Raw genomic sequence first — 21,199 nt, 5'->3', positions numbered from 1 at the left:
CTGTCTCGCTAATCCCCGTGGCGTCTACGTGTATTCAGGCTGCTCAGATTTCCTCGTTAATTGATTTTTTCTATTAAGAAAGCAACAATCTTTTAGAAAACAGCCTATTGCAATGATGTATGGAAGAATTGAAGCAGCTGAGGAGAGTTTATTAACAAACTCTCCTGCTGACAACATCTTAACAATAATCAGATTAACACTTACCCTTTCTTCTTCTGGGCCTCTGCTCTTAATAACTTCACCTCATGTGCAGTAAGTTCACGTGCATCTCCAGGCTGTAAGCCGTTTAAATTTAAGAAAGAATATCTTTCCCTTTTTAATTTCATTACAGGAGTTCCAATCGCCTCAAACATTCTTCTTACTTGGCGATTTCTTCCTTCGTGAATTTTCAATTCAACAATACTTGTTCCTTTCTTCTTATCAACAGAAAGGATTTTTACTTTTGCAGGAGCAGTTTTGCCATCCTCTAGCATAATTCCTCTTTCCAATTGCTTTACTTTTTCCCTGGCCGGTATCCCTTTAACTTTGGCAACGTAAACTTTCTCAATTTCACCCTTTGGATGCATCATAAGATTTGCAAATTCTCCATCGTTCGTTAAAAGAATAATGCCTGAAGTATCATAGTCTAGACGTCCAATTGGATAAATTCTTGCTTCTATTTCAGAAAAATAATCGGTTACGACTTTTCTTCCTTTATCGTCATTTACACTTGAGATCACGCCTCTTGGTTTATAAAGAATAAAATAAACCGGTTCTTCTCTTTCTACAGGGATGCCACTTACCTCTATTTTATCGTTAGAACCTACTTTGACGCCTAATTCTTTAATTGTTTTTCCATTTACTTTTACTTTTCCTTCAAGGATTAATTCCTCTGCTTTTCTTCTTGATGCAATCCCAGCATGTGCGATTACTTTTTGTAGTCTTTCCATCTATATCACCTCATCCAATTTCTCAACAGTAAAAAATGATTGATCGTTTTTATAAAGTATTTCTAACTGTTTATCCTCTTTTTTTGTATCAATTTATTAGAAAACAGACTAATTCAAAACGCTTGATCGTTCCTTTTTTGCCATTCCTATGAATTATGACATAAATTGATGAAATTTCAAAGAAATCTTTGAAATGGGGGAGGAAAAGAGACTAAGACTTTATAATTACTCCATTAAAATCGATTCTCTTTTTGAATGAAACAAAAAATATCTCAGGGAAAAGTTCATTTTCACAAACTTTACCTGAGACATTTAATTCTTATTTCCCAAACATTAAAGTTACAACTACAATGGCTGCGATAAATCCGACGAGATCTGCTAGTAATCCGACTTTTAGAGCGTCTCCCATTTTCTTAATTCCGACTGCACCAAAATAGACAGTTAATACATAGAGAGTTGTATCAGTGCTTCCTTGTATAACAGAAGCGAGTCTTCCGATAAATGAATCTGGTCCGTAGGTAGCAATTAAATCGCTCGTCATGCCTAAAGCAGCATTTCCTGAGATCGGTCTAATAATAGCAAGTGGTGCTACTTCTGATGGAACTCCGATAAAGTCTAAAGCTGGCTTAAGAAAACTCATAAAAAATTCTAATGCCCCAGATGCTCGAAAAATAGATATAGAAACGAGCATTCCCACTAAATAAGGAATAATAGAGAAAGCAATCTGTATACCTTCTTTCCCACCTTCGACAAAGCTTTCATATGTTGGAACCTTTTTAAATGTTCCATACAGTAAAATAAACCCAATGAGGGAAGGTATCATCCACAATGAAATTAAAGATATTATCTCCATCACTCATCACCCTTTTCTCATTCTCTTATGGTAAAAATAGCGGTCAATCAAAATCCCACCTATACAAGAGAAAATGGTAGCGATGATGGTTGGTCCTACTATATCTGTTGGAGACGCAGAATGATAATTCATTCTGATAGCAATAACCGTTGTCGGAATTAATGTAATGCAAGATGTGTTTAAGGCAAGAAAAGTAATCATACTGTTGCTTGCTGTATTCTTGCCCCCATTTAATCTTTTCAATTCTTCCATCGCTTTGATTCCTAGTGGCGTTGCTGCATTTCCTAACCCAAATATATTTGCAATCATATTTGATAGTATATATCCCATTGCAGGGTGATTTTTTGGAACCTCTGGAAAAAGCTTTGCTATTATTGGTCTAAATAGGTTGGTAAGTTTTTGGAGTAATCCTGCCTGTTCTGCTATTTTCATCATCCCTAGCCAGAAGACAAGAACACTGATTAATCCAATACATATCGTTACCGCTTCTTTAGCACCAGAAAAAATCGCTTTATTGACTTCATCCATTGTTCCATTGATAGCTGCGAAGACTATGCCAATAATAGCAAGGGCTGCCCAAATATAATTAACCATCCTTGCCAACTCCAGTCATTGCCATAAACATATTTTTGAAATAATCTAAAAAGCTTTTTGATTCCTTTTTCTTATCATGTTTAAAATGAATTGGAGCGGTATCAACCAACTTGTCATCTAAATATATTTTTGCTTCACCTACTATTTCAGGTACATTCTCCTGATTTCTTTGCCAATCCTTTTTTACCTTGGTCAGCTTATACTCTACCTTAAATAAATCTTTTTCTTTCTTTGTCACAGGGAAATCTACAGCTGACATTAAGTAAACTTTATTCTTATAAAACTTATCTTTAACTGTTTTAATTTTCCCTTTTTCTAACACCTGTACCATTTTATATTGTTTAAATGCTGATTCAAACATATTGATATGATCGTCCCAATCATCTGGATCATTTAAAGTAACAGCGATATAAGCCACTCCATCCTTTTCAGCTGTACTAACTAACGTTCTTTTTGCTCTCTTCGTATAGCCTGTTTTTCCACCGGTTGAATATTCATAAAGACTCGTTAATAGTTTATTTTTATTTTTCCAGACCCGGTCCCACTTATTGTTTGAACTTTCCGAACGATAACTTTCTGTTCCAGCAATCTTTTTATATGTATCATTCTTCATGGCATAGCGGGTAAGCAAAGCCATATCATAGGCCGTTGAATAATGATCTTCATGATCATCAAGTCCATGGGGGTTAGCAAAATGAGTGTTCTTCATCCCGATTTCTTCAGCCTTTTGATTCATTAAATAGACAAATCCATCTAAGCTTTCACCAACTGTTTCAGCAATAGCAACTGCAGCATCATTCCCAGATCGGAGCATTAATCCATATACAAGATCTTCTAATTTAATTTTTTCGCCTACTTCCAAATAAATAGAAGATCCTTCTGCTCTAATCGCATTATTACTAACTGTCACCGTTTTATCTAGTTTTCCAGACTCAATTGCAAGAATTGCTGTCATTATTTTTGTAATACTGGCAATTCTTCTTTGTGTATGTGCATCCTTTTCAAAAATAACTCGTCCAGAATCTTGTTCCATTAAAATAGCACTTTGAGCACTTACGTACATTTGTGCACTGCTTTTTTGTGGAATCGCAAGGAACAGAATGGAGGTAATGATAGTAAGAATAATAATTTTACGTGATTTCATTTAACACAACCTCGTCTCCTTTTATGGTTTGTACAAGTTTATGAAAAAAAAGACAGGCGTATGACTAATAAATTAATGCTTTACTAGCAAAATTAAAAATATGTAGCCCAGAATTCCGAGCTACATACTTAAGGTGTTTAGATTGTCGCTTTTACCCCAACCCTTACAAAAACGACCTATTTACTATTTATTCCAATTAATAAGGTCTCCACTTTAATTCACTTGCTTTTAAAAATCTATTTTCTACATCCTTCCAATTTACAATATTCCACCAATTTTCTACATATTCTCCTCTATTGTTTTTATACTGTAAATAGTAAGCATGTTCCCATACATCTAGTACTAATAACGGAATCGTATCCCATTGTGTTAAAAGCATATGCCTTTCCGATTGAAGAACTTCTAAATGCCTTGCTCTCGGAGACCATACTAGTAGCGCCCAACCAACACCCTCTACCGCTTTTGCTGCTTCCGTAAAATGTTGCTTAAATGCTGCAAAACTACCAAAGTAATTTTTTATTTCTTCCATTAGTGCCCCTTTAGGTTCCCCGCCACCTTTCGAACTCATATTATTCCAGAAAATCGTATGAAGATAATGGCCAGAACCATGAAAAGCAAGCTCTCTAGACCAATGCTTTATAAGGCTAAAGTTCTTATCCTTTCTTGCCGTTTTCAGCTTTTCTTCTGCCTTATTTAATCCATCCACATAGGATTGATGATGCTTTTGGTGGTGGAGCTCCATTATTTCTTTTGAGATATAAGGCTCTAACGCATCATAAGCATATCCTAACCTTGGCAATTGGTGCTTCCCAGCAGAAACCGTTGGCTCTTTCATAAATATCGTTCCAAGCTGCTGTCTTTGTGCAAAATAGCTTTCCATCTGTTCGTGTAGATCCTCTGCTTCATGCTGAATTCTAATTAATTCCTCTGTTTCAATTGGTCGTCTTTGAACCCCTTCCATTAACTGTGAAAATTTATCAAGCCTTTTCCAAATACTTTCTTCCTTTTGTACTTCTTCCGCTTCCAATAAACTTTTTAATTCCTGGTTCCAAATTAACACATTCCTAACATACTCATTGTAACTACTCATCTATGTGTCAACTCCATTCCTTCCAAAATCGTTCTTATAAAAGGTATGACAAAAGGATGAGCAACATGTCTTTAAAATGGAGGTATCGCTCTGAATTCGTTAACAACCAGTAACAAAAGCGCAAATACCTTGTTCACCGGCTTCTAAACTTAAAGGGCATTTTTTTCGATAAAGGAAACACGAAGAGCGATAGCTTGTTCATGTTTCTATGCAAAAAAGTGACCTGACGTTTGCTAAGCGGCAGGAGCTAGATACCAAATTGACTTGAAAATTTTTTACTAGCTTAACTTAACTATTAAAAAATTTCACAAAAAAAGCATCTAAGCAATTGCCTAGATACTTCTTCTTAATCTTCTATTTGCTGAAAAGATTCAAAAAATAAATCTGCTTCTTCTTGATTGAACTCTTCTTCTTTTTCTGCTAATGAAGGCAGTTCCCCTAAATTCTTTAATCCAAAGTGATCGAGAAACTCTTTAGTTGTTCCATAAAGAATCGCTCTACCTGCACCTTCCGCTCTTCCTACTTCTTTAATTAACGCTTTAGCTGACAGCGTATGAAGTGGTCTTTCTGTTTTAACTCCTCTAATTTCCTCAATTTCCGCTCTTGTAATCGGCTGCTTATAAGCAATAATTGCTAATGTTTCTAAAGCAGCTTGCGATAAAGTGGAAGCGTGAGGAGATTCCACTAATTTTTTTAAAAAATCCGAATGCTCTTTCTTTGTGGCGAATTGATACGTACCCGCAATTTCAATAATAGAAATTCCTCTTGTTTTATCTTTACGATAATTTTTAATCAGCTCATCAACTAATTGCTCTACCTCTAATTGCTCCATATCTAGGACGTGCATTAATTGCTTAATCGTTAACCCTTCATCCCCTGCAGCAAATAAAAGACTCTCAACGATCGCTTTCCAGTCATTCACTTTCAACCTTTTATTCAACTTCCTTTCCCATTACAAAAATATCTGCGAAATTACCTTCTTGCTCCACAAATATCTGTCGACGCTTTAAAAGTTCTAATATTGCCAAAAAAGTAACTACGATATGTGATTTTGTCGCAACTGGAAAAAGTTCATCAAATGATATTCTTCCTTTTTTGTCTCTTAAGAAACCGACAATTTCTTCCATGCGATTTTCAATTGGAATTTCTTGCCTCGTAATCTTCGTGGCTAGTGGCGCCTGTAGTTTCTTTCGTTTAAGCAATTTTTGAAAGGCGGCTAGCATATCATAGAGAGAAACATCTAACTCTTGCTTGGCGATTTCTTCGTTATTTAAGCTAAAGTCTGATAAATCACTTGGAGGCTTGGTAAAAATAAGCCCTCGTTCTAATTCCATCTCTTTTAAATCGTCTGCCGCCTCTTTAAATTTGCGATATTCTACTAACCTCTCAATTAGTTCTTCCCGCGAATCTTCTTCCGGCTCATACATCAAATCGTCATCAAGTAAATCTTCCTCATGTTTTGGCAAAAGCATTTTGCTCTTAATTGCTAAAAGAGTTGCAGCCATCACCAAAAATTCACTTGCTACATCCAATTGTAGCACTTGCATAGCGTGAACATATTCTAAATATTGTTCTGTAATTTCTGCTACGTTAATATCATAAATATCGATTTCTAATTTATTGATTAAATGAAGAAGCAAATCTAGCGGCCCTTCAAAACTATCAATTTTCACATTATACTGCATTATTCTCACCAAAATCCTAATAGAATACCCTTAACTTCATAATGATAGTATTAGTATAGAGGAAACACAATAGTTATCCAACAGAAAAATCATCCAATTCACTATTTTAAGGCTTATATTTTCAAATTTTATCTTTTATCGATATAATAACAACCATATAAATGGTCTATACAAAACTTTTTAATTATAAAAAAAATAAGGAGACGCTTATGTATCCAAAAGAATATATGCAATTTCTTGTTCATTTTCATGGGGATCAAGATTTTTTTGAATGTCATGAAATATTGGAGGAATATTGGAAAAAGGTTGATAGTCGGAATAAAGAGTCCATCTGGGTAGGTTTCATCCTTATGGCTGTCTCTGCCTATCACCATCGGAGGGAAAATTTCAAGGGAGCGAAAAAAACAATCATTAAAAGTTGGCAGCTTTTAGAAAAACACAAAGAAAGTATAAGTAAATTAGGTCTAGATGAAACAAGCTTAATCGATTTGTTAAAGAACCAAGAAAAACATATCGAACAAAGCCATAACTTTCGACCATATCACTTACCTATTTCGGATAAATTGCTAGAAAAAAAATGCGTAAAGTTGGCTCAATCAATGGGAGTCAGTTGGAAAAACAGGGATGGAATCCCCATAGAAATTATTCATCGCCATTTAACACGCGATAGAAGCTTGGTTATCATGGAACGAAATGAAGCTCTAAAGAAGAAAAAAAGAGAATAGCAGGACTCCTTTTTAACATCATAAAAAAAGAGGCGCTTTGATGAGAGAAACCTTAAATGGTTTATTCCACATCAAAACAGCCTCCGATTTCTATTTATCTACTTGAACGCCTTCATAACACTTAGATAAAAAATTTACAATTAAGTCATTTGATTTCATCGTACGATTCGGATAAAGCCCTTTAACAGCCTGTACCATGGCTTTTCCAACCCCTTGATGCCTATGTGATGGATTGACAGATATATGCTGAATCGTAATGGAAGATTCGTCTTCAAAAATAACACCGATTAAACCAATAATATCTTCTTCATCTTTCCACAAAAATAATTGCCAGTTTTCGTCTGACTCATATTGTTTAATTGTTTGTTGTAATACTTTTAAATCTTTTTCTGCAGGCATAAAAGATAATAATCCCATTGCAATCTTCTCAAATGCCTTTTTATATCGAATAATCATTAATATCCCTCATTATTTTTAAAACATATTCACTAACAGTTTTCCCATCCAAAATAAGATTCAATCAATCTTTCTCGATCTTAAATCAAAAAAATATTCATCTGCACCGAAGTTGCCACGAATTTCTTATCATCCTCTTCCTTTTTTGTAAGAATTATCTAGAACCGACCAAAAAAACATGATATATGTTATTGGTTCTATCATACATAAATTAGCCATATTCTTCAATGAAAATCTTATAAGCATTAGGATTCATTACTATATATGCCTAATTACCCATAAAATTCTATTATTTTGTTCTAAGTTCTTACATGATTTTCAGAGAAATAAATTTAAAGGACTTTTTCAAAATTTATCATTCGTCCCTCCCCACTCACGAGTGTACAGATGCATTTTCCCACAGATCAAATCTCCAGTTTGCAGCTTTAATTAAGCATTAGAACAATGAAAAACTAAATTTATTTATTTTAACAATAGAATTCTATTTAATACTATATAAAATATGCATGCGTACATTAAAAAGCTACACAAAACTTTATTTTTTCTGGATTTATGGTGAATAATAAAGGGAAGGAAATACAATATGACGATAATAGGAAACCATTTACTAATAGGATACGTCTATTAGATGTAGTTACTTTACATTACGGGAAAATATGCTATTTTAAAGAAATAACGTATGTACTACTTTTAAACCAGTACATCAGAAGGAAAAAACAGGAGGAAAATAAATGAAAAAAAATAAATTACTACTAATGATATTTGCTTTCTTACTAGTATTGCCGATACCAGTGTATGCAGATGTCGCAGTTGGCGATATGATTGTTACTCTTGGGGAAAATTTAACAGAAGAACAAAAACAGCTTTTATTAACTGAAATGAATGCTCCTGAAGACGTTGAAATTATAACGGTATCCAACCAAGAGGAACATCAATATTTAGGAAACTATATCTCAAAATCGTTAATTGGTACTAGAGCAATCTCCTCTTCTGCCATTACAATTGGGGACAAAGGTACTGGTATTCAAGTAACTACAAAAAATATAAACTGGGTTACCGATGAGATGTATATTAATGCATTGATTACAGCAGGTGTAAAGGATGCAAAAATCTATATTACTGCTCCTATTGAAGTTTCTGGGACCGCTGCCCTAACAGGTATTATTAAAGCATACGAAGTTTCAACAGATACAGTGATTCCAGAAGACGTAAAGCAGGCAGCAAATGAAGAGATGGTAGAAACGGCTAATTTAGGCGAGGATATCGGACAAGAAGAAGCGACTGCCTTAATGGCAAAAATTAAAGAGCAAATAGCAGAAGATAAACCGCAAACGGTTGAAGAAGTACAATCAATTATCCAGGATTCAGCTAAAGAATTAAATATTACTTTAACAGACGAACAGTTACAAAGTCTTATTTCATTCTTTAATAAACTAAAAGAACTTAATATAGACTGGAATCAAGTAGGAAATCAACTAAGTGAAGCAAAGGATAAACTCACTGGTTATTTGGAAAGTGAGGAAGGAAAAAGCTTTTTAGCAAAGATTAAAGAAGTATTTGCAAGTATTGTGGATGCGATTAAATCTTTCTTTTCCTAAAATTGAATTCCGTTGTAATCATTTAAAGGTAAGAAAAGGGGCTGGGACATAAGTATTCCAGCTATATATAAACCCGAACAAATATGCGAAAAATCCATATGGTTGTTCGGGTTTATATTAGTTTTATAAAAGGCTGTTTCAGTAAAGTTAGTGTTAATATCCGCAGCCTGAATACACTTCGCTTTCCATGGGGCGAGCGCCGATCCGCGGTCTGCCTTTGGCCTGCAGGGTCTCGGACTTTCTCGCAGCTCCCTGTGGCGTCTACGTGTATTCAGGCTGCTCCATTTTTCTTACTAATTTATTTTTTCTTGGCAAAAAATAAGTTTTTAGGAAATTGCCTTTAAAAACGAAGTGGAATGGAGCGGAAAACACTCGACTCCTGCGGGAAATAGAGGACGCTTTAGACCCCACAGGCGAAGCCGATGAGGCTCAGCTTCCTCCCCGACGCATCGTGTGTTTGTAGCGCAATGGAACAAATTAGTTTTTAGACTTGACTATATTTAAAAACATAGATTACTTTATTTAAGAGCTAAATGAGATTGTTCGTCTTTACAGATTGGCTATTTAGTTTTGTCCCAGTATGTTTTTTTGCACCTATTTTTTTAAAGAAGCTGCTTCTTTATAGGGTAAATCTAATCGTAATAAATCTTCGAATGATTCTCTTTTTACTACTAATGTTGCTTCGCCATTTTCCACGAATACAACTGGCGGTCGTGGGATGCGATTATAATTATTTGCCATGGAATATCCATATGCGCCTGTGCAGAAGACAGCAAGAACATCTTTATCATTTGCTTTTGGTAATGGCAGGTCCCAAATAAGCATATCCCCTGATTCACAGCATTTTCCTGCAATCGAAACTGTTTCATCTGGTGCTTGAAGCGGTTTATTAGCAAGAACAGCTTCATACTTTGCTTGATACAAAGCAGGGCGGATATTATCGCTCATTCCTCCGTCAATAGCTAAATAATTTCTGACATTTGGCACTTCTTTTCGTGAACCAATTTGATATAATGTTGTACCAGCATCACCTACGAGTGATCTTCCTGGCTCAATCCATATCTCAGGCATTTTCATTTGTAAATTCCCTACTTGTTCTTTTACTTCCTTTATAATTACTTCTACATATTCAGCCGGCTTTATCGGTTGGTCTTCCGCAGTATAACGAATTCCAAACCCACCGCCTAAATTTAATACTTGTGATTCAAAACCATGATTTGCTTTCCACTCTTTTAAATGTGCCATTATTTTTTTTGCAGCAAGTACAAATCCTGTCGTATCAAAAATTTGGGAGCCAATATGACAATGCAGCCCTAAAACTTCTAAAAATGGGGACTCTATCGCTTTTAACAAAGCTGCTTCTGCTTGTCCATTTTGTAAGTCAAATCCAAATTTTGAATCTTCTTGACCTGTTAAAATATAGTCATGAGTATGTGCTTCAATACCAGGTGTAACCCTTAAAAGAATAGACATTTTTGTCTTTTTTTCTTCACATAGCTGTTGAAGCATTTCAAGCTCATAAAAATTATCCACGACGATACAGCCGATCTTATAGTCTATTGCCATTAATAGTTCATCTTTACTTTTATTATTCCCATGAAAATGTATTCTTTCTACGGGGAAATCAGCAGCAATTGCCGTATATAACTCACCACCAGAAACAACATCCAAGGATAAGCCTTCTTCGTTTGCTAGTTGGACCATTGCAATGGTCGAAAAAGCTTTGCTTGCATAAGCAACTTGCGCCTTTACTCCTAGTTGGTCAAATGTTTGCTTAAATCCTCTGGCTCTTTCTCTAATCAATTCCACATCATAAATGTAGACCGGTGTTCCAAATTTTTCGACTAATAAGAGCGTATCTACCCCGCCTATTTCAAGATGACCAGCATCATTTACCTTTGAAGTTCCGTAATAATGCATTGATTCCCCTCTATTCTTCCATAAATTAAGTATAAATTAACCCTCTATTAAAAACAGACAGTCTATGGAGTAGAGCTTGTCTGTTTGTGAAACTTATATTTCATCGCGATTCGTATACACCCAATTAGTTATTCTATCCGTAATAATGGATAGAAACCTTTATTGAATGAAGCTTCACTTTATTAATAGCTCACTTTAATTATCCAAATGTACCACATTTTAAGGCAATTCTCAATAGTTGATCATTTGTTTTAGCAAAGAGAACGGGCAGTTATCCATTCTAGAAAAAGATGGAATAATCTGCCCGTTTTTTTTCTGATCTTGAAGCAATTTATACTCTCTTAAGGCTGTTTAAAACGATCTTGAGGATGTAAATGACTTGGTCTGATTCTGTTGCCTGGAACAGTCCGGCGTACAAGAATTTGAGCAAAAGCTTTTGGATAAAAAGGAATTAATGGCCATAGATAAGGTACATTTAACGTTCTTGTTCTACATAGGAATAAAAGATAAATCGTTATTCCAATGATAAATCCTGGCGTACGGAAAATCGCTACTACAATTAATAAGATTAACCGAACTATTTTGTTGGCAATTCCCAATTCATAACTTGGTGTAGCAAAGTTACCTATTGCTGCGACTGACACATAAAGGATGACTTCTGGCACAAATAAACCAACATCTATCGCAATCTGGCCGATGAGGACTGCGGCTATTAACCCCATTGCTGTTGATAATGGTGTTGGCGTATGGATAGCGGCAATCCGTAAAAATTCTAACCCAATGTCTGCTAAAAAGATCTGAACGACAATCGGAATATTTGTCGTTTCATTCGGACCGATAAAAGCAAGCCTTTCAGGTAACAAAGATGGTTCTAATACTACCAAAAACCAAAGTGGCAAGAAAAAAATCGAAGCAATAACACCGATAAATCTAATCCATCTAATAAAGGTACCAATCATCGGGGCTTGTCTATATTCTTCTGCATGCTGTAAGTGATGGAAAAAAGTTGCTGGTGTTATAATTACACTAGGTGATGTATCTACATAAATAATCACATGTCCTTCTAATAAATGAGTCGCAGCTACGTCCGCTCTTTCGGTATATCTAACAAGAGGATACGGATTATAACTTTGCTTTAATAAAAATTCTTCAATCGTTTTATCCGCCATCGTTAATCCATCTGCTTTAATATTTTGCAGTTCTTTTTTGACAATTTCAATTAAATCTGGATCTGCTATTCCATCAATATAGCCAACGGCAATATCTGTTTTGGAACGCTCCCCTATTCTCATAATCTCAAAACGTAATCGTTCATCTCTAATTCTTCTTCTTGTAATCGCTGTATTTACGATAATATTTTCGACAAAACCATCTCTAGAACCACGAACAACCTTCTCTGTATCTGGCTCTTGCGGCATTCTCCCAGGATAACTTCTTACATCTACAACTAAGCCGTGATTATAGCCTTCTACTACAACGGCAATTAATCCAGAAAGGACTTGATCCACCAATTCATCCATACTTTTAATTGGCTGTACACTTTGGTGCACCAGTTGATTTTCAACAATATCAAAAATATTGCTTGCTTGTGATTTTCTATCTGTATCATTTAAGAATAATAGCTGCTCTAACAATTCAGCAATTAAAACACTGTCACATAATCCATTTACATAATATAAATGAACTTCTTTACGCATTACCTTTATTTTGCGAACACCTAAATCAAAGCTTGTTCCAAGCCCAACCCGATCCTTCATATATTTTTCTATTATATCTAAATCCTCATTTATCGGAACCTTTTTTTCCGTCTTGCTACTCATAAAAACCACTTCTTTCTAAAATATATTCAACTGCTTTTCTCGTAATTGGTGCTCCCTTATCATAAGCATCTTTTTTCCCCATCTTCCCAATGTCACCAATACCAACAACAAGTGGTAAATTTAATTCATCCAATACGTAAACGGTATCTCCATTCACTCTTCCTATTTCAATTTCTGGAATTCCATATTTGTCGACACCGTAAGGAGTTAATTCTCCATCTTGGTCAATCGAAACATCAATTTTCGTCCATTCCTCTCTTCTTGTTCTGCTCGCCACTGCAATGACTCCCAACACTTCTACATCAGGATGTGTAGCTATGTATTTCAGTGCTTTTTCACCAGTACCTTCCCCAACAAACCCACTATCGTCAAACATAACTAAAACAGGGTCTTTTTTTGCCTTTTTTATAAGATTTAGAATTTCCTCTCCACTATGATTACTAGGATTACCAAAAGAAGTAGATATGCATCTTCCACCCACTTCCTTTGCTACACTCTCAACGGCTCTTTTGGCATACTCATCTCCATCTGTTATTAGGATTACTTTTCTCCTATTTTCCATTCTTTATACTTCCTTTCACAATTGACATTATGGAATAAAATAGATCCAATGAAACAAGGAGCCAAAGATTTTACCAAAAACAAGAGCCATCATTAAAACTAATAGTCGATCGTCAATTCCAATTCTTTTTGCTAAAAGGGGGAATACATCTAACACTTCTGTTAATGCTGCTGCAATCATTCCAACATAAATTCCATCTGCCAATCCCATTAGAATCAGTAGAAAAGCAGGTAACGAAAAAGCAGGCTCTCTTAAAAATGCAAGTGTCCCTAATACAGCTCCTAAAACAGCAGCCCATTCATATGCATAAATTTTACTGAAAGTTTTCGTCAATTGCGTCAGCCTTGGAATAATTCCAAATACCGTTAAAAAGGCAACGTAACCGGCACCAACCGTAATGCCCCAAGCTAACCCGACAAAGATGACAAATAAGATACTAATGATCATCTAATTTCTTTATACTTTCTTTATTTTCATGCATAATCATGTATTGATCTAAGGACTGCTGATAATTGAATACTTCAACTTCCAATGGACTTGGCTCTTCATTAAGCCGTTTTTTAAATACATGGTTAAAAAATATCACCATCCCAAGTCCTAAACCGATTGAATATGGAATTTGAAAAATTAACGGTTTTTCTACTTCCTTACCAGTAATCATTTTATAAACGCGCTGATGAACCGTCTGCATACTTACATCCTCATGAAAATTCATAATAGTTAATCCAGAGCCAATAAATAGCAAAAGCCAAACTAATATAAAAAAGGGAAGGGTTACTTTTCTTTTCTCAAAAACAACCTCTATAATCGTTTGAGCAGGACCAATAAGTTGAATTTCCAGGTCTTTGAATCTTTTTTTTATCTCACGAATAACCTGTGTACTATCAATAATGATGATGTTTTTATCCTGTTCTGTAATATGGTAAAGACATACATTTTTTAGCTGTGACAGCAATTCATCTGTAGCAATGATTTGCGCAAGATCCTTCAGGAAAATCCGGTCATTTGACTTTTTTTGAATCCGATGTCTCATACGAATATATATAGTCTCTGCCATTGCTTCACGTCCTAACACACGTTGTTTACCTCATAACTGTATTATTCGATAATCCTGTCAAAAATATGAAAGACTTCTAAATGGTAATTTTTTCTTAAACCGCAAATACGACGGCTTGGAATAAATGCTGATTACAAAAAAGTCGGCATCCTCGTATAGAAGATTGCCGACTTTTTTCATTTAAAGATCCATCTGTTCTTTCATTTGCAATAATATTTTTTTCTCTAGCCTAGAAACCTGAACTTGGGAAATGCCTAATCTCGTCGCTACTTCTGACTGAGTCTGATCTTTATAGTATCTTAAATAAACAATCAGACGTTCTCTTTCATCCAATTCGCGAATTGCTTCTTGCAGAGCTATCTTATCAAACCATTTTCCTTCATTGCCATCATCGATTTGATCCAATAAAGTAATTGGATCTCCATCATTTTCATAAACCGTTTCATGAATGGAGGATGGTGTTCTTGCTGCTTCTTGCGCGAGAACGATATCTTCTGGAGGTATATCTAAAAACTCGGAAAGTTCCCCGACTGTTGGTGTTCTGCCATATTGCTTAGATAGTTCGTCCTTCGCCTTACGAATTTTATTGCTTAATTCTTTTAACGATCTGCTTACCTTTACCGTCCCATCATCACGGATAAATCGTTGTATTTCTCCAATAATCATTGGGACAGCATAGGTTGAAAATTTTACATCATAGCTTAAATCAAATTTATCAACCGATTTTAATAGACCGATACATCCAATTTGAAATAAATCATCTGGATCATATCCCCTATTTAAAAATCTTTGTACGACTGACCAAACAAGACGCATATTTTTCTGAACGATAGTATCTCTCGCTGATTGATCTCCATCTTGGCTTCGTTTTATTAAGTCTTTGACTTCATGGTCTTTTAGATACGTTTCCTTCTTATCTTTCTTTACCTCCACATCCATAGACGATTCTCCTTAATTGCTCAGCATTTTGCTATTCATTAAATGCTTACGCAGACGAATCTCTGTTCCGCTATCTGGACTTGATTGAATTTCGATTTCATCCATAAAGTTTTCCATGATGGTGAATCCCATACCAGATCGTTCAAGCTCTGGCTTTGTCGTAAATAATGGCTGTCTTGCTTCCTCTACATCGAAAATTCCTTTCCCTTCATCTCTGATGGTTAAATCAATGTATGAATCTTCTAATATGACAGAAATATAAACAATTCCATTCGGATCATTTTCATAGCCATGAATAATACAGTTTGTCACTGCTTCTGATACGACTGTTTTAATTTCTGTTAATTCATCCATTGTTGGATCAAGCTGTGCAATAAAAGCTGCTACCGTCACACGCGCAAAGGATTCATTCTGGCTAAGTGCGCTAAATTGGATATGCATTTCATTTCTCATCTTAAGCTACCCCCAATCGTTGTAGGGCAAATTCTTCATTTGTTTCTAGCTTCATAATTTTAAACATGCCTGACATATCAAATAAGCGCTGTACACTTGGGGAAATAGCACAAATCACCATTTCTCCCCCTAGCTGCTTTATTTGTTTATATCTGCCTAAGATAACACCTAAGCCAGAACTATCCATGAAGGATAAGTGTTCAAGGTTTAATATGATGTGACGAATATTATAGCTCTCTATGGCAGTAGTTGCTTTTGTTCGTAATTCTTCTGCATAGTGATGATCCAATTCCCCAGATAGGCGTATACAAAGTACATTGTTTTTTACTTCCAACTCAATATTAAGACTCACAAGAATAGCCTCCTTATTTGGTTTAAAGAAACTATTCTAGATTCATAATGCATTTCCTTCTCCACAGACAAAACTAGTGTCAATTCGCTAAAAATAGAAGGAATACTAACCGATTCGACAACACCAAAAAATACTATTCTGTTTTCGTAAACATTCCAGCTGAACGTTTAAACAAAGTCCACCATTTCGCTTGCTTTATTTCTTTTTGGGCAACTAATGGACTTGAAACTAATGTTTTACCATCTTGTTTATACGTAATTTTGCCAATTTCCTGCCCTTTTTCAATTGGGGCTTTTAAATTTTTATTCATGGTGATTACTTTTTCTAATTTATCTATTTGCTCCCCTTTTTTCGTAAGGATGGAAATAGGTTCGCTTGTAACAGCAGTTAATTCTTTTTCTGATCCTTTACTTACCTTCACTTTGCCAATTGCTTCTTCTCGTTTATGCAATGGATGTGTTTCATATTGACTAAATGCATAATCAAGCATTTTTGTTACTTGAGCATTTCTTTCTTTCGATGTTGGCGCACCGAAAACAACTGCAATTACACGCATTCCATTCTTCATAGCAGTTGCTGTTAAACAATATTTCGCTTCAGCTGTAAAACCAGTTTTTAAACCATCTACTCCTGGATAAAACTTAACAAGACGGTTAGTATTAACAAGCCAAAACTTTTTATCTGTATCTTCTCTTAAATAATCTTCATACGTACCAGTGAATTTTGTAATATCCTCATACTTTAATAGCTCTTTTGCCATAAGCGCCATATCTTTTGCTGAACTGTAATGATCTGCTACCGGCAACCCTGTAACATTTTGAAACTGAGTACTTTCTAAGCCTAATTCTTTTGCTTTTTTATTCATTAAATTAACAAATTCTTCCTCAGATCCTGCTAATCTTTCAGCAACAGCAACTGCTGCATCATTTCCTGAACCGATGGCAATTCCTTTTAACATTTCCTCTGTTGTCATTTCTTCTCCTGGTTCTAGGAATATTTGTGAGCCTCCCATAGATGCCGCATGCTCACTTGTTCGTATTTTTTCATCTAACTTTAATTTTCCCTGATCAATTGCTTCCATAATAAGAAGCATGGTCATTATTTTTGTCATACTTGCCGGGGGAAGCTTTTCCTCGCTGTTTTTCTCATACATAACAGTTCCTGTATCTCGATCAATTAAAATGGCTGATTTTACATTATCGACTAATTCTTGCTTTTTCTCAGCGGCTAATGTGCTTGGTGCCAAAATTGATGTTATAAAACAGGTAATGACTAACATTGATATGATGCGTTTCATCTATTGACCCTCCATTCTATATAGCCTCCATTTTTTCCAAAAAAGTAAAGTTTATACAGCCAACGAGGAATATTCATAAAATAATTTGAATAGCCCTAAACTGATAAGAAAGAGTAATACATTCTTATCAAATGTTAGGCTTTGTTTGATCGTCTAGGTTATAATTAATAGAGGTAAAAGGAGGAATAAATTTGATTCATTTAAAAACACCCGAACAAATTGAAAGAATGAAAAAAGCAGGCGAAATTCTTGCAGATTGTCATAAAGAAATTAAAAAATTAGTGAACCCTGGGATTACTACAGAAGAAATCGATATATTTGCAGAAAACTATATCTTACAAAGAGGGGCTACTCCAGAACAGAAAGGTTACCATGGCTATCCTTTTGCAACCTGTGCATCTGTTAATGATGTAATTTGTCATGGCTTTCCGTCCAAAACTCCTTTAAAAGATGGGGATATTGTTACGATAGATATGGTTGTTAACTTAGATGGATGGCTTGCTGATTCTGCTTGGTCTTACGCAGTAGGAAATGTTTCAGATGAAGCGAAAAATCTATTAAAAGCGACCGAAGACGCATTATACATAGGAATAGAACAAGCTGTGGTAGGAAACCGAGTAGGAGATATCTCCCATGCAATTCAAACATTTGCAGAAGCAAGAGGATATGGGGTAGTCCGCGATTTTGTTGGGCATGCAATTGGTAGAGAAATGCACGAGTTACCACAGGTTCCACATTATGGTCCACCTAATGTGGGCACGCGCCTAAAGGAAGGCATGGTTATCACAATTGAACCGATGTTGAACATTGGAATGTACCATGCAAAAGTAGATTTAGATGGATGGACAGCACGGACAGTTGATGGCAGTCTTTCTGCACAATACGAGCATACCTTAGCTATTACAGCTGATGGACCAGTGATCTTGACGAAGCAATAGAGACAAAACCCAATGGCCAAATTTCGCCATTGGGTTTTGTCTCTATTGAGTAATAACTTCATAAATTAGTGTAGGAGCCTTTACAGCAGTAGAAGAAACCTTAATGTGTTCATATAATTTTTTTGTTACATCATCAATAGCTTCTGTATTACTATAAATAGTTACAAGAGATTCTCCTGCCTCTACTTGCTCACCAATTTTCTTTCGCAAAACTAAACCAACAGCTAAGTCTATTTCCGATTCTTTCGTTGCACGCCCAGCACCTAAAAGCATCGCAGCTGTACCAATGCTGTCAGCAGTTATTTCTGAGATATAGCCAGTTTCTTTTGCAGGAAGCTCAATTACAAATTTAGCCGTCGGTAACAAATCTGGATTGTCAACAACAGCTGCATCTCCACCTTGAGAACGTAAGAAAAGTTTAAATGTTTCAAGGGCTTTGCCATTATCTATTACCTCTTGAAGCATATCTCGCGCAGTATCTGTAGATTCCGCTTTTCCAGCTAAGTAAACCATGTGACTGCCTAATGTTAGACATAATTCTGTTAAATCTTCAGGTCCATTTCCTTTTAATGTATCAATAGCCTCTTTTACTTCAAGGGCATTACCAATCGCATATCCTAAAGGCTGACTCATATCGGATATAACCGCCATCGTTTTTCTGCCTACCTTGTTACCTATTTGAACCATCGCCTCTGCAAGCTCTCTTGAGGCATCTAGCGTCTTCATAAATGCTCCTGCACCAGTTTTCACATCTAAACAAATAGAGTCCGCACCTGCAGCAATTTTCTTACTCATGATACTGCTAGCAATTAGCGGAATACTATTTACTGTTGCTGTTACATCTCTTAAAGCATACAATTTTTTATCAGCAGGAGTTAAATTACCACTTTGCCCGATTACCGCTAATTTATTTTTATTTACTAAATGAATAAACTCATCTTTTTCTATTTCTACATGAAACCCTTTAACTGATTCCAATTTATCAATCGTTCCACCAGTATGTCCTAAGCCTCTTCCACTCATTTTCGCCACTGGAACGCCTACTGCTGCGACAAGCGGTCCTAATACTAATGTAGTAGTATCGCCAACTCCTCCAGTAGAATGTTTATCGACTTTAATTCCTTCAATGGCAGATAAATCAATGACATCACCTGAATGAACCATTGCCATCGTAAGTTCCGCACGTTCTGATTCTGTCATATCTTGAAAATATACAGCCATAGCAAAAGCACTCATTTGATAATCCGGAATACTTCCATCTGTATATCCTTGAATGATAAATGAAATTTCTTCTTTTGTTAATTCTAAACCGTCTCTTTTCTTCTCAATTAAATCGACCATTCTTAATGCCATAATAGAATCTCCTTCATTATATATTGAAAAACATTTTCTTTAAATTGCAAAAATTAAAGTCGCATTACTGCAAATTTCAAGGATTAGATTCATGTAAACGGTGTATAAACTTATTACGCTAAAGAGTTACCATATAAACGTAATGTTCAAATGGTAACTCTCTTTTATAGTCTTATGCGCCAATTTCATTAATCAATTCTTTTACATATTGAAGAAAGTTTGCTTTTACTTTTTCTGTTGTTTCGATTACTTCTTCGTGATTTAGTGGTTGATCTAGGATACCCGCAGCCATATTGGAAATACAAGAAATCCCTAAAACTTTCATTCCTGCATGACGAGCCACAATTACTTCTGGCACTGTTGACATACCGACTGCATCTCCGCCTAAAACGCGCAGCATTCTTACTTCTGCTGGTGTTTCATAGGATGGACCTGTATTTCCGACATAAACACCCTCTTGAACCTTTAGCCCAATTTTACTTGCTACATTGCGCGCTGTCTCACGAAGGTTTTTGCAATATGCTTCTGACATATCAGGGAATCGTGCGCCTAATTTGTTGTCGTTAGGTCCGATTAGTGGATTTGTTCCCATATTATTAATATGATCAGAAATTAGCATTAAATCGCCTGGTGCAAAGCTTTCATTCACTCCACCTGCAGCATTTGTTACAATTAATTTTTCAACACCTAATTCTTTCATTACTCGAACTGGAAAAGTTACTTTATCAAAGGAATATCCCTCATAGAAATGGAAACGTCCTTGCATTGCTACTACTTCTACCCCATTAATTGTGCCAAACACTAGCTGGCCAGCGTGTCCTTCTACGGTAGATACAGGAAATTCTGGAATGTCTTCATATGGTATTTTTACTGGATTTTCGATTTCCTCTGCCAAAACGCCTAACCCAGAACCAAGAATCAATCCAATTTTAGGTGCATTTGCATATTTTTGTTTTAAGAAATCTGCTGATTGTTTAATCATTGTATAATTCATATTTATTTCCCCTTATATTAAGTCATTTAAGAAACTAGTTCCATGTTTAGGCAGCTTCACGCCAAAATTATCTGCAACAGTTGCGCCAATATCAGCAAATGTTTTACGAAGTGGCAATTCCTTCGATTCTTTTAATGCTTTATTAAACACTAATAATGGCACATATTCTCTTGTATGATCGGTTCCATGATGGATAGGATCATTCCCATGGTCTGCGGTAATAATTAATAAATCATCATCCTTCAGTAATTCAAATACTTCTGGAAGTCTAGCATCATATTCTTCTAATGCTTTTCCGTAACCAATTGGATCACGTCTATGTCCGAATAAAGCATCAAAATCTACTAAGTTCAAGAAGCTTAAACCAGTGAAATCCATTTTTAACGTATCTACTAGCTTGTCCATTCCATCCATATTTGAAACGGTTCTAAGGGACTGTG

At 35.5% G+C, this 21,199-nt stretch carries 22 protein-coding genes and 1 pseudogene; 3 read left to right on the top strand and 20 right to left on the bottom strand.

Features of this window, described 5'->3' with window-relative positions; all coding sequences use genetic code 11:
- Positions 1 to 200: 200 nt before the first annotated feature.
- The 7 genes from rluB to RTL21_RS01130 all read right to left on the bottom strand — a co-directional run bounded on the left by rluB (position 201) and on the right by RTL21_RS01130 (position 6,295).
- Complete coding sequence (gene rluB, locus RTL21_RS01160) at positions 201 to 929, bottom strand: 23S rRNA pseudouridine(2605) synthase RluB (protein ID WP_312092462.1); 729 nt, start codon at positions 927 to 929, stop codon at positions 201 to 203.
- Between the two features lie 319 nt (positions 930 to 1,248).
- Positions 1,249 to 1,782, bottom strand: coding sequence for a spore maturation protein (locus RTL21_RS01155; protein ID WP_312092460.1), 534 nt, complete (start codon positions 1,780 to 1,782; stop codon positions 1,249 to 1,251).
- Positions 1,783 to 1,788: 6 nt separating this feature from the next.
- Entirely contained in the window at positions 1,789 to 2,376 is a 588-nt protein-coding gene (locus RTL21_RS01150; RefSeq protein WP_312092458.1) for a nucleoside recognition domain-containing protein, read from the bottom strand.
- Positions 2,369 to 3,520 carry a D-alanyl-D-alanine carboxypeptidase family protein gene (locus tag RTL21_RS01145; protein WP_312092456.1) on the bottom strand — a complete coding sequence of 384 codons (1,152 nt, stop codon included), beginning with the start codon at positions 3,518 to 3,520 and terminating at the stop codon, positions 2,369 to 2,371. Before RTL21_RS01145 ends, RTL21_RS01150 begins: the two co-directional genes overlap by 8 nt.
- 196 nt (positions 3,521 to 3,716) lie before the next feature.
- Complete coding sequence (locus tag RTL21_RS01140; protein ID WP_312092454.1) at positions 3,717 to 4,610, bottom strand: superoxide dismutase; 894 nt, start codon at positions 4,608 to 4,610, stop codon at positions 3,717 to 3,719.
- Positions 4,611 to 4,956: 346 nt separating this feature from the next.
- Positions 4,957 to 5,538, bottom strand: a complete 582-nt coding sequence (scpB, locus tag RTL21_RS01135) for an SMC-Scp complex subunit ScpB (protein WP_312092480.1) — start codon at positions 5,536 to 5,538, stop codon at positions 4,957 to 4,959.
- Positions 5,539 to 5,542: 4 nt separating this feature from the next.
- On the bottom strand, positions 5,543 to 6,295 hold the full coding sequence (locus RTL21_RS01130) for a segregation/condensation protein A (RefSeq protein WP_312092452.1): 753 nt from the start codon (positions 6,293 to 6,295) through the stop codon (positions 5,543 to 5,545).
- A gap of 209 nt (positions 6,296 to 6,504) precedes the next feature.
- Here RTL21_RS01130 and RTL21_RS01125 point away from each other — a divergent pair, with 209 nt between their 5' ends.
- Positions 6,505 to 7,020, top strand: coding sequence for a DUF309 domain-containing protein (locus tag RTL21_RS01125; RefSeq protein WP_312092450.1), 516 nt, complete (start codon positions 6,505 to 6,507; stop codon positions 7,018 to 7,020).
- Between the two features lie 90 nt (positions 7,021 to 7,110).
- Here the strand turns inward: RTL21_RS01125 and RTL21_RS01120 are convergent, their stop codons facing one another.
- Positions 7,111 to 7,476, bottom strand: a complete 366-nt coding sequence (locus tag RTL21_RS01120; RefSeq protein ID WP_312092448.1) for a GNAT family N-acetyltransferase — start codon at positions 7,474 to 7,476, stop codon at positions 7,111 to 7,113.
- Between the two features lie 731 nt (positions 7,477 to 8,207).
- On the opposite strand from RTL21_RS01120, the gene RTL21_RS01115 reads away from it, so the two are divergent.
- Positions 8,208 to 9,074: a DUF1002 domain-containing protein gene (locus tag RTL21_RS01115; RefSeq protein ID WP_312092446.1), complete on the top strand. Its 867-nt coding sequence runs from the start codon at positions 8,208 to 8,210 to the stop codon at positions 9,072 to 9,074.
- Positions 9,075 to 9,668: 594 nt separating this feature from the next.
- Here the strand turns inward: RTL21_RS01115 and lysA are convergent.
- From lysA to RTL21_RS01070, 9 genes are all read right to left on the bottom strand, one after another.
- Positions 9,669 to 10,994: a diaminopimelate decarboxylase gene (gene lysA / locus RTL21_RS01110; RefSeq protein ID WP_312092444.1), complete on the bottom strand. Its 1,326-nt coding sequence runs from the start codon at positions 10,992 to 10,994 to the stop codon at positions 9,669 to 9,671.
- 341 nt (positions 10,995 to 11,335) lie between these two features.
- A complete protein-coding gene (locus tag RTL21_RS01105) occupies positions 11,336 to 12,814 on the bottom strand; it encodes a spore germination protein (protein ID WP_312092442.1) in 1,479 nt (492 codons plus the stop codon).
- Positions 12,807 to 13,376 (bottom strand): stage V sporulation protein SpoVABEA, encoded by a 570-nt coding sequence (gene spoVAEA, locus RTL21_RS01100; RefSeq protein WP_312092440.1) that lies wholly within the window; start codon positions 13,374 to 13,376, stop codon positions 12,807 to 12,809. Before spoVAEA ends, RTL21_RS01105 begins: the two co-directional genes overlap by 8 nt.
- Before the next feature lie 27 nt (positions 13,377 to 13,403).
- Positions 13,404 to 13,823: a stage V sporulation protein AB gene (locus RTL21_RS01095; RefSeq protein WP_312092438.1), complete on the bottom strand. Its 420-nt coding sequence runs from the start codon at positions 13,821 to 13,823 to the stop codon at positions 13,404 to 13,406.
- Positions 13,813 to 14,433 (bottom strand): stage V sporulation protein AA, encoded by a 621-nt coding sequence (locus tag RTL21_RS01090; RefSeq protein WP_312092436.1) that lies wholly within the window; start codon positions 14,431 to 14,433, stop codon positions 13,813 to 13,815. The genes RTL21_RS01095 and RTL21_RS01090 overlap by 11 nt, the downstream gene beginning before the upstream one ends.
- Before the next feature lie 180 nt (positions 14,434 to 14,613).
- Positions 14,614 to 15,372: an RNA polymerase sporulation sigma factor SigF gene (gene sigF / locus RTL21_RS01085; protein ID WP_312092434.1), complete on the bottom strand. Its 759-nt coding sequence runs from the start codon at positions 15,370 to 15,372 to the stop codon at positions 14,614 to 14,616.
- A gap of 12 nt (positions 15,373 to 15,384) precedes the next feature.
- Positions 15,385 to 15,825 carry an anti-sigma F factor gene (gene spoIIAB / locus RTL21_RS01080; RefSeq protein ID WP_312092432.1) on the bottom strand — a complete coding sequence of 147 codons (441 nt, stop codon included), beginning with the start codon at positions 15,823 to 15,825 and terminating at the stop codon, positions 15,385 to 15,387.
- Between the two features lies 1 nt (position 15,826).
- Positions 15,827 to 16,177 (bottom strand): anti-sigma F factor antagonist, encoded by a 351-nt coding sequence (gene spoIIAA, locus RTL21_RS01075; protein ID WP_312092430.1) that lies wholly within the window; start codon positions 16,175 to 16,177, stop codon positions 15,827 to 15,829.
- Between the two features lie 133 nt (positions 16,178 to 16,310).
- A complete protein-coding gene (locus tag RTL21_RS01070; RefSeq protein ID WP_312092428.1) occupies positions 16,311 to 17,474 on the bottom strand; it encodes a D-alanyl-D-alanine carboxypeptidase family protein in 1,164 nt (387 codons plus the stop codon).
- A gap of 191 nt (positions 17,475 to 17,665) precedes the next feature.
- Between RTL21_RS01070 and map the strand changes: the two genes are divergently transcribed.
- Entirely contained in the window at positions 17,666 to 18,412 is a 747-nt protein-coding gene (gene map / locus RTL21_RS01065) for a type I methionyl aminopeptidase (RefSeq protein WP_312092426.1), read from the top strand.
- Between the two features lie 42 nt (positions 18,413 to 18,454).
- Here the strand turns inward: map and RTL21_RS01060 are convergent, their stop codons facing one another.
- From RTL21_RS01060 to RTL21_RS01050, 3 genes and pseudogenes are all read right to left on the bottom strand, one after another.
- Positions 18,455 to 19,765 carry a pyrimidine-nucleoside phosphorylase gene (locus tag RTL21_RS01060; RefSeq protein ID WP_312092424.1) on the bottom strand — a complete coding sequence of 437 codons (1,311 nt, stop codon included), beginning with the start codon at positions 19,763 to 19,765 and terminating at the stop codon, positions 18,455 to 18,457.
- Between the two features lie 172 nt (positions 19,766 to 19,937).
- Entirely contained in the window at positions 19,938 to 20,759 is an 822-nt protein-coding gene (locus tag RTL21_RS01055; RefSeq protein WP_312092422.1) for a purine-nucleoside phosphorylase, read from the bottom strand.
- Positions 20,760 to 20,771: 12 nt separating this feature from the next.
- Positions 20,772 to 21,199: pseudogene (locus RTL21_RS01050) on the bottom strand (phosphopentomutase); the annotation flags it as partial.

The organism is Niallia sp. (assembly GCF_031978665.1).
In the GTDB taxonomy this organism is placed as follows: Bacteria; Bacillota; Bacilli; order Bacillales; family Cytobacillaceae; genus Niallia.
The sequence above is the reverse complement of the archived record's forward strand: the minus strand, read 5'-3'. Positions and strand labels throughout refer to the sequence as shown.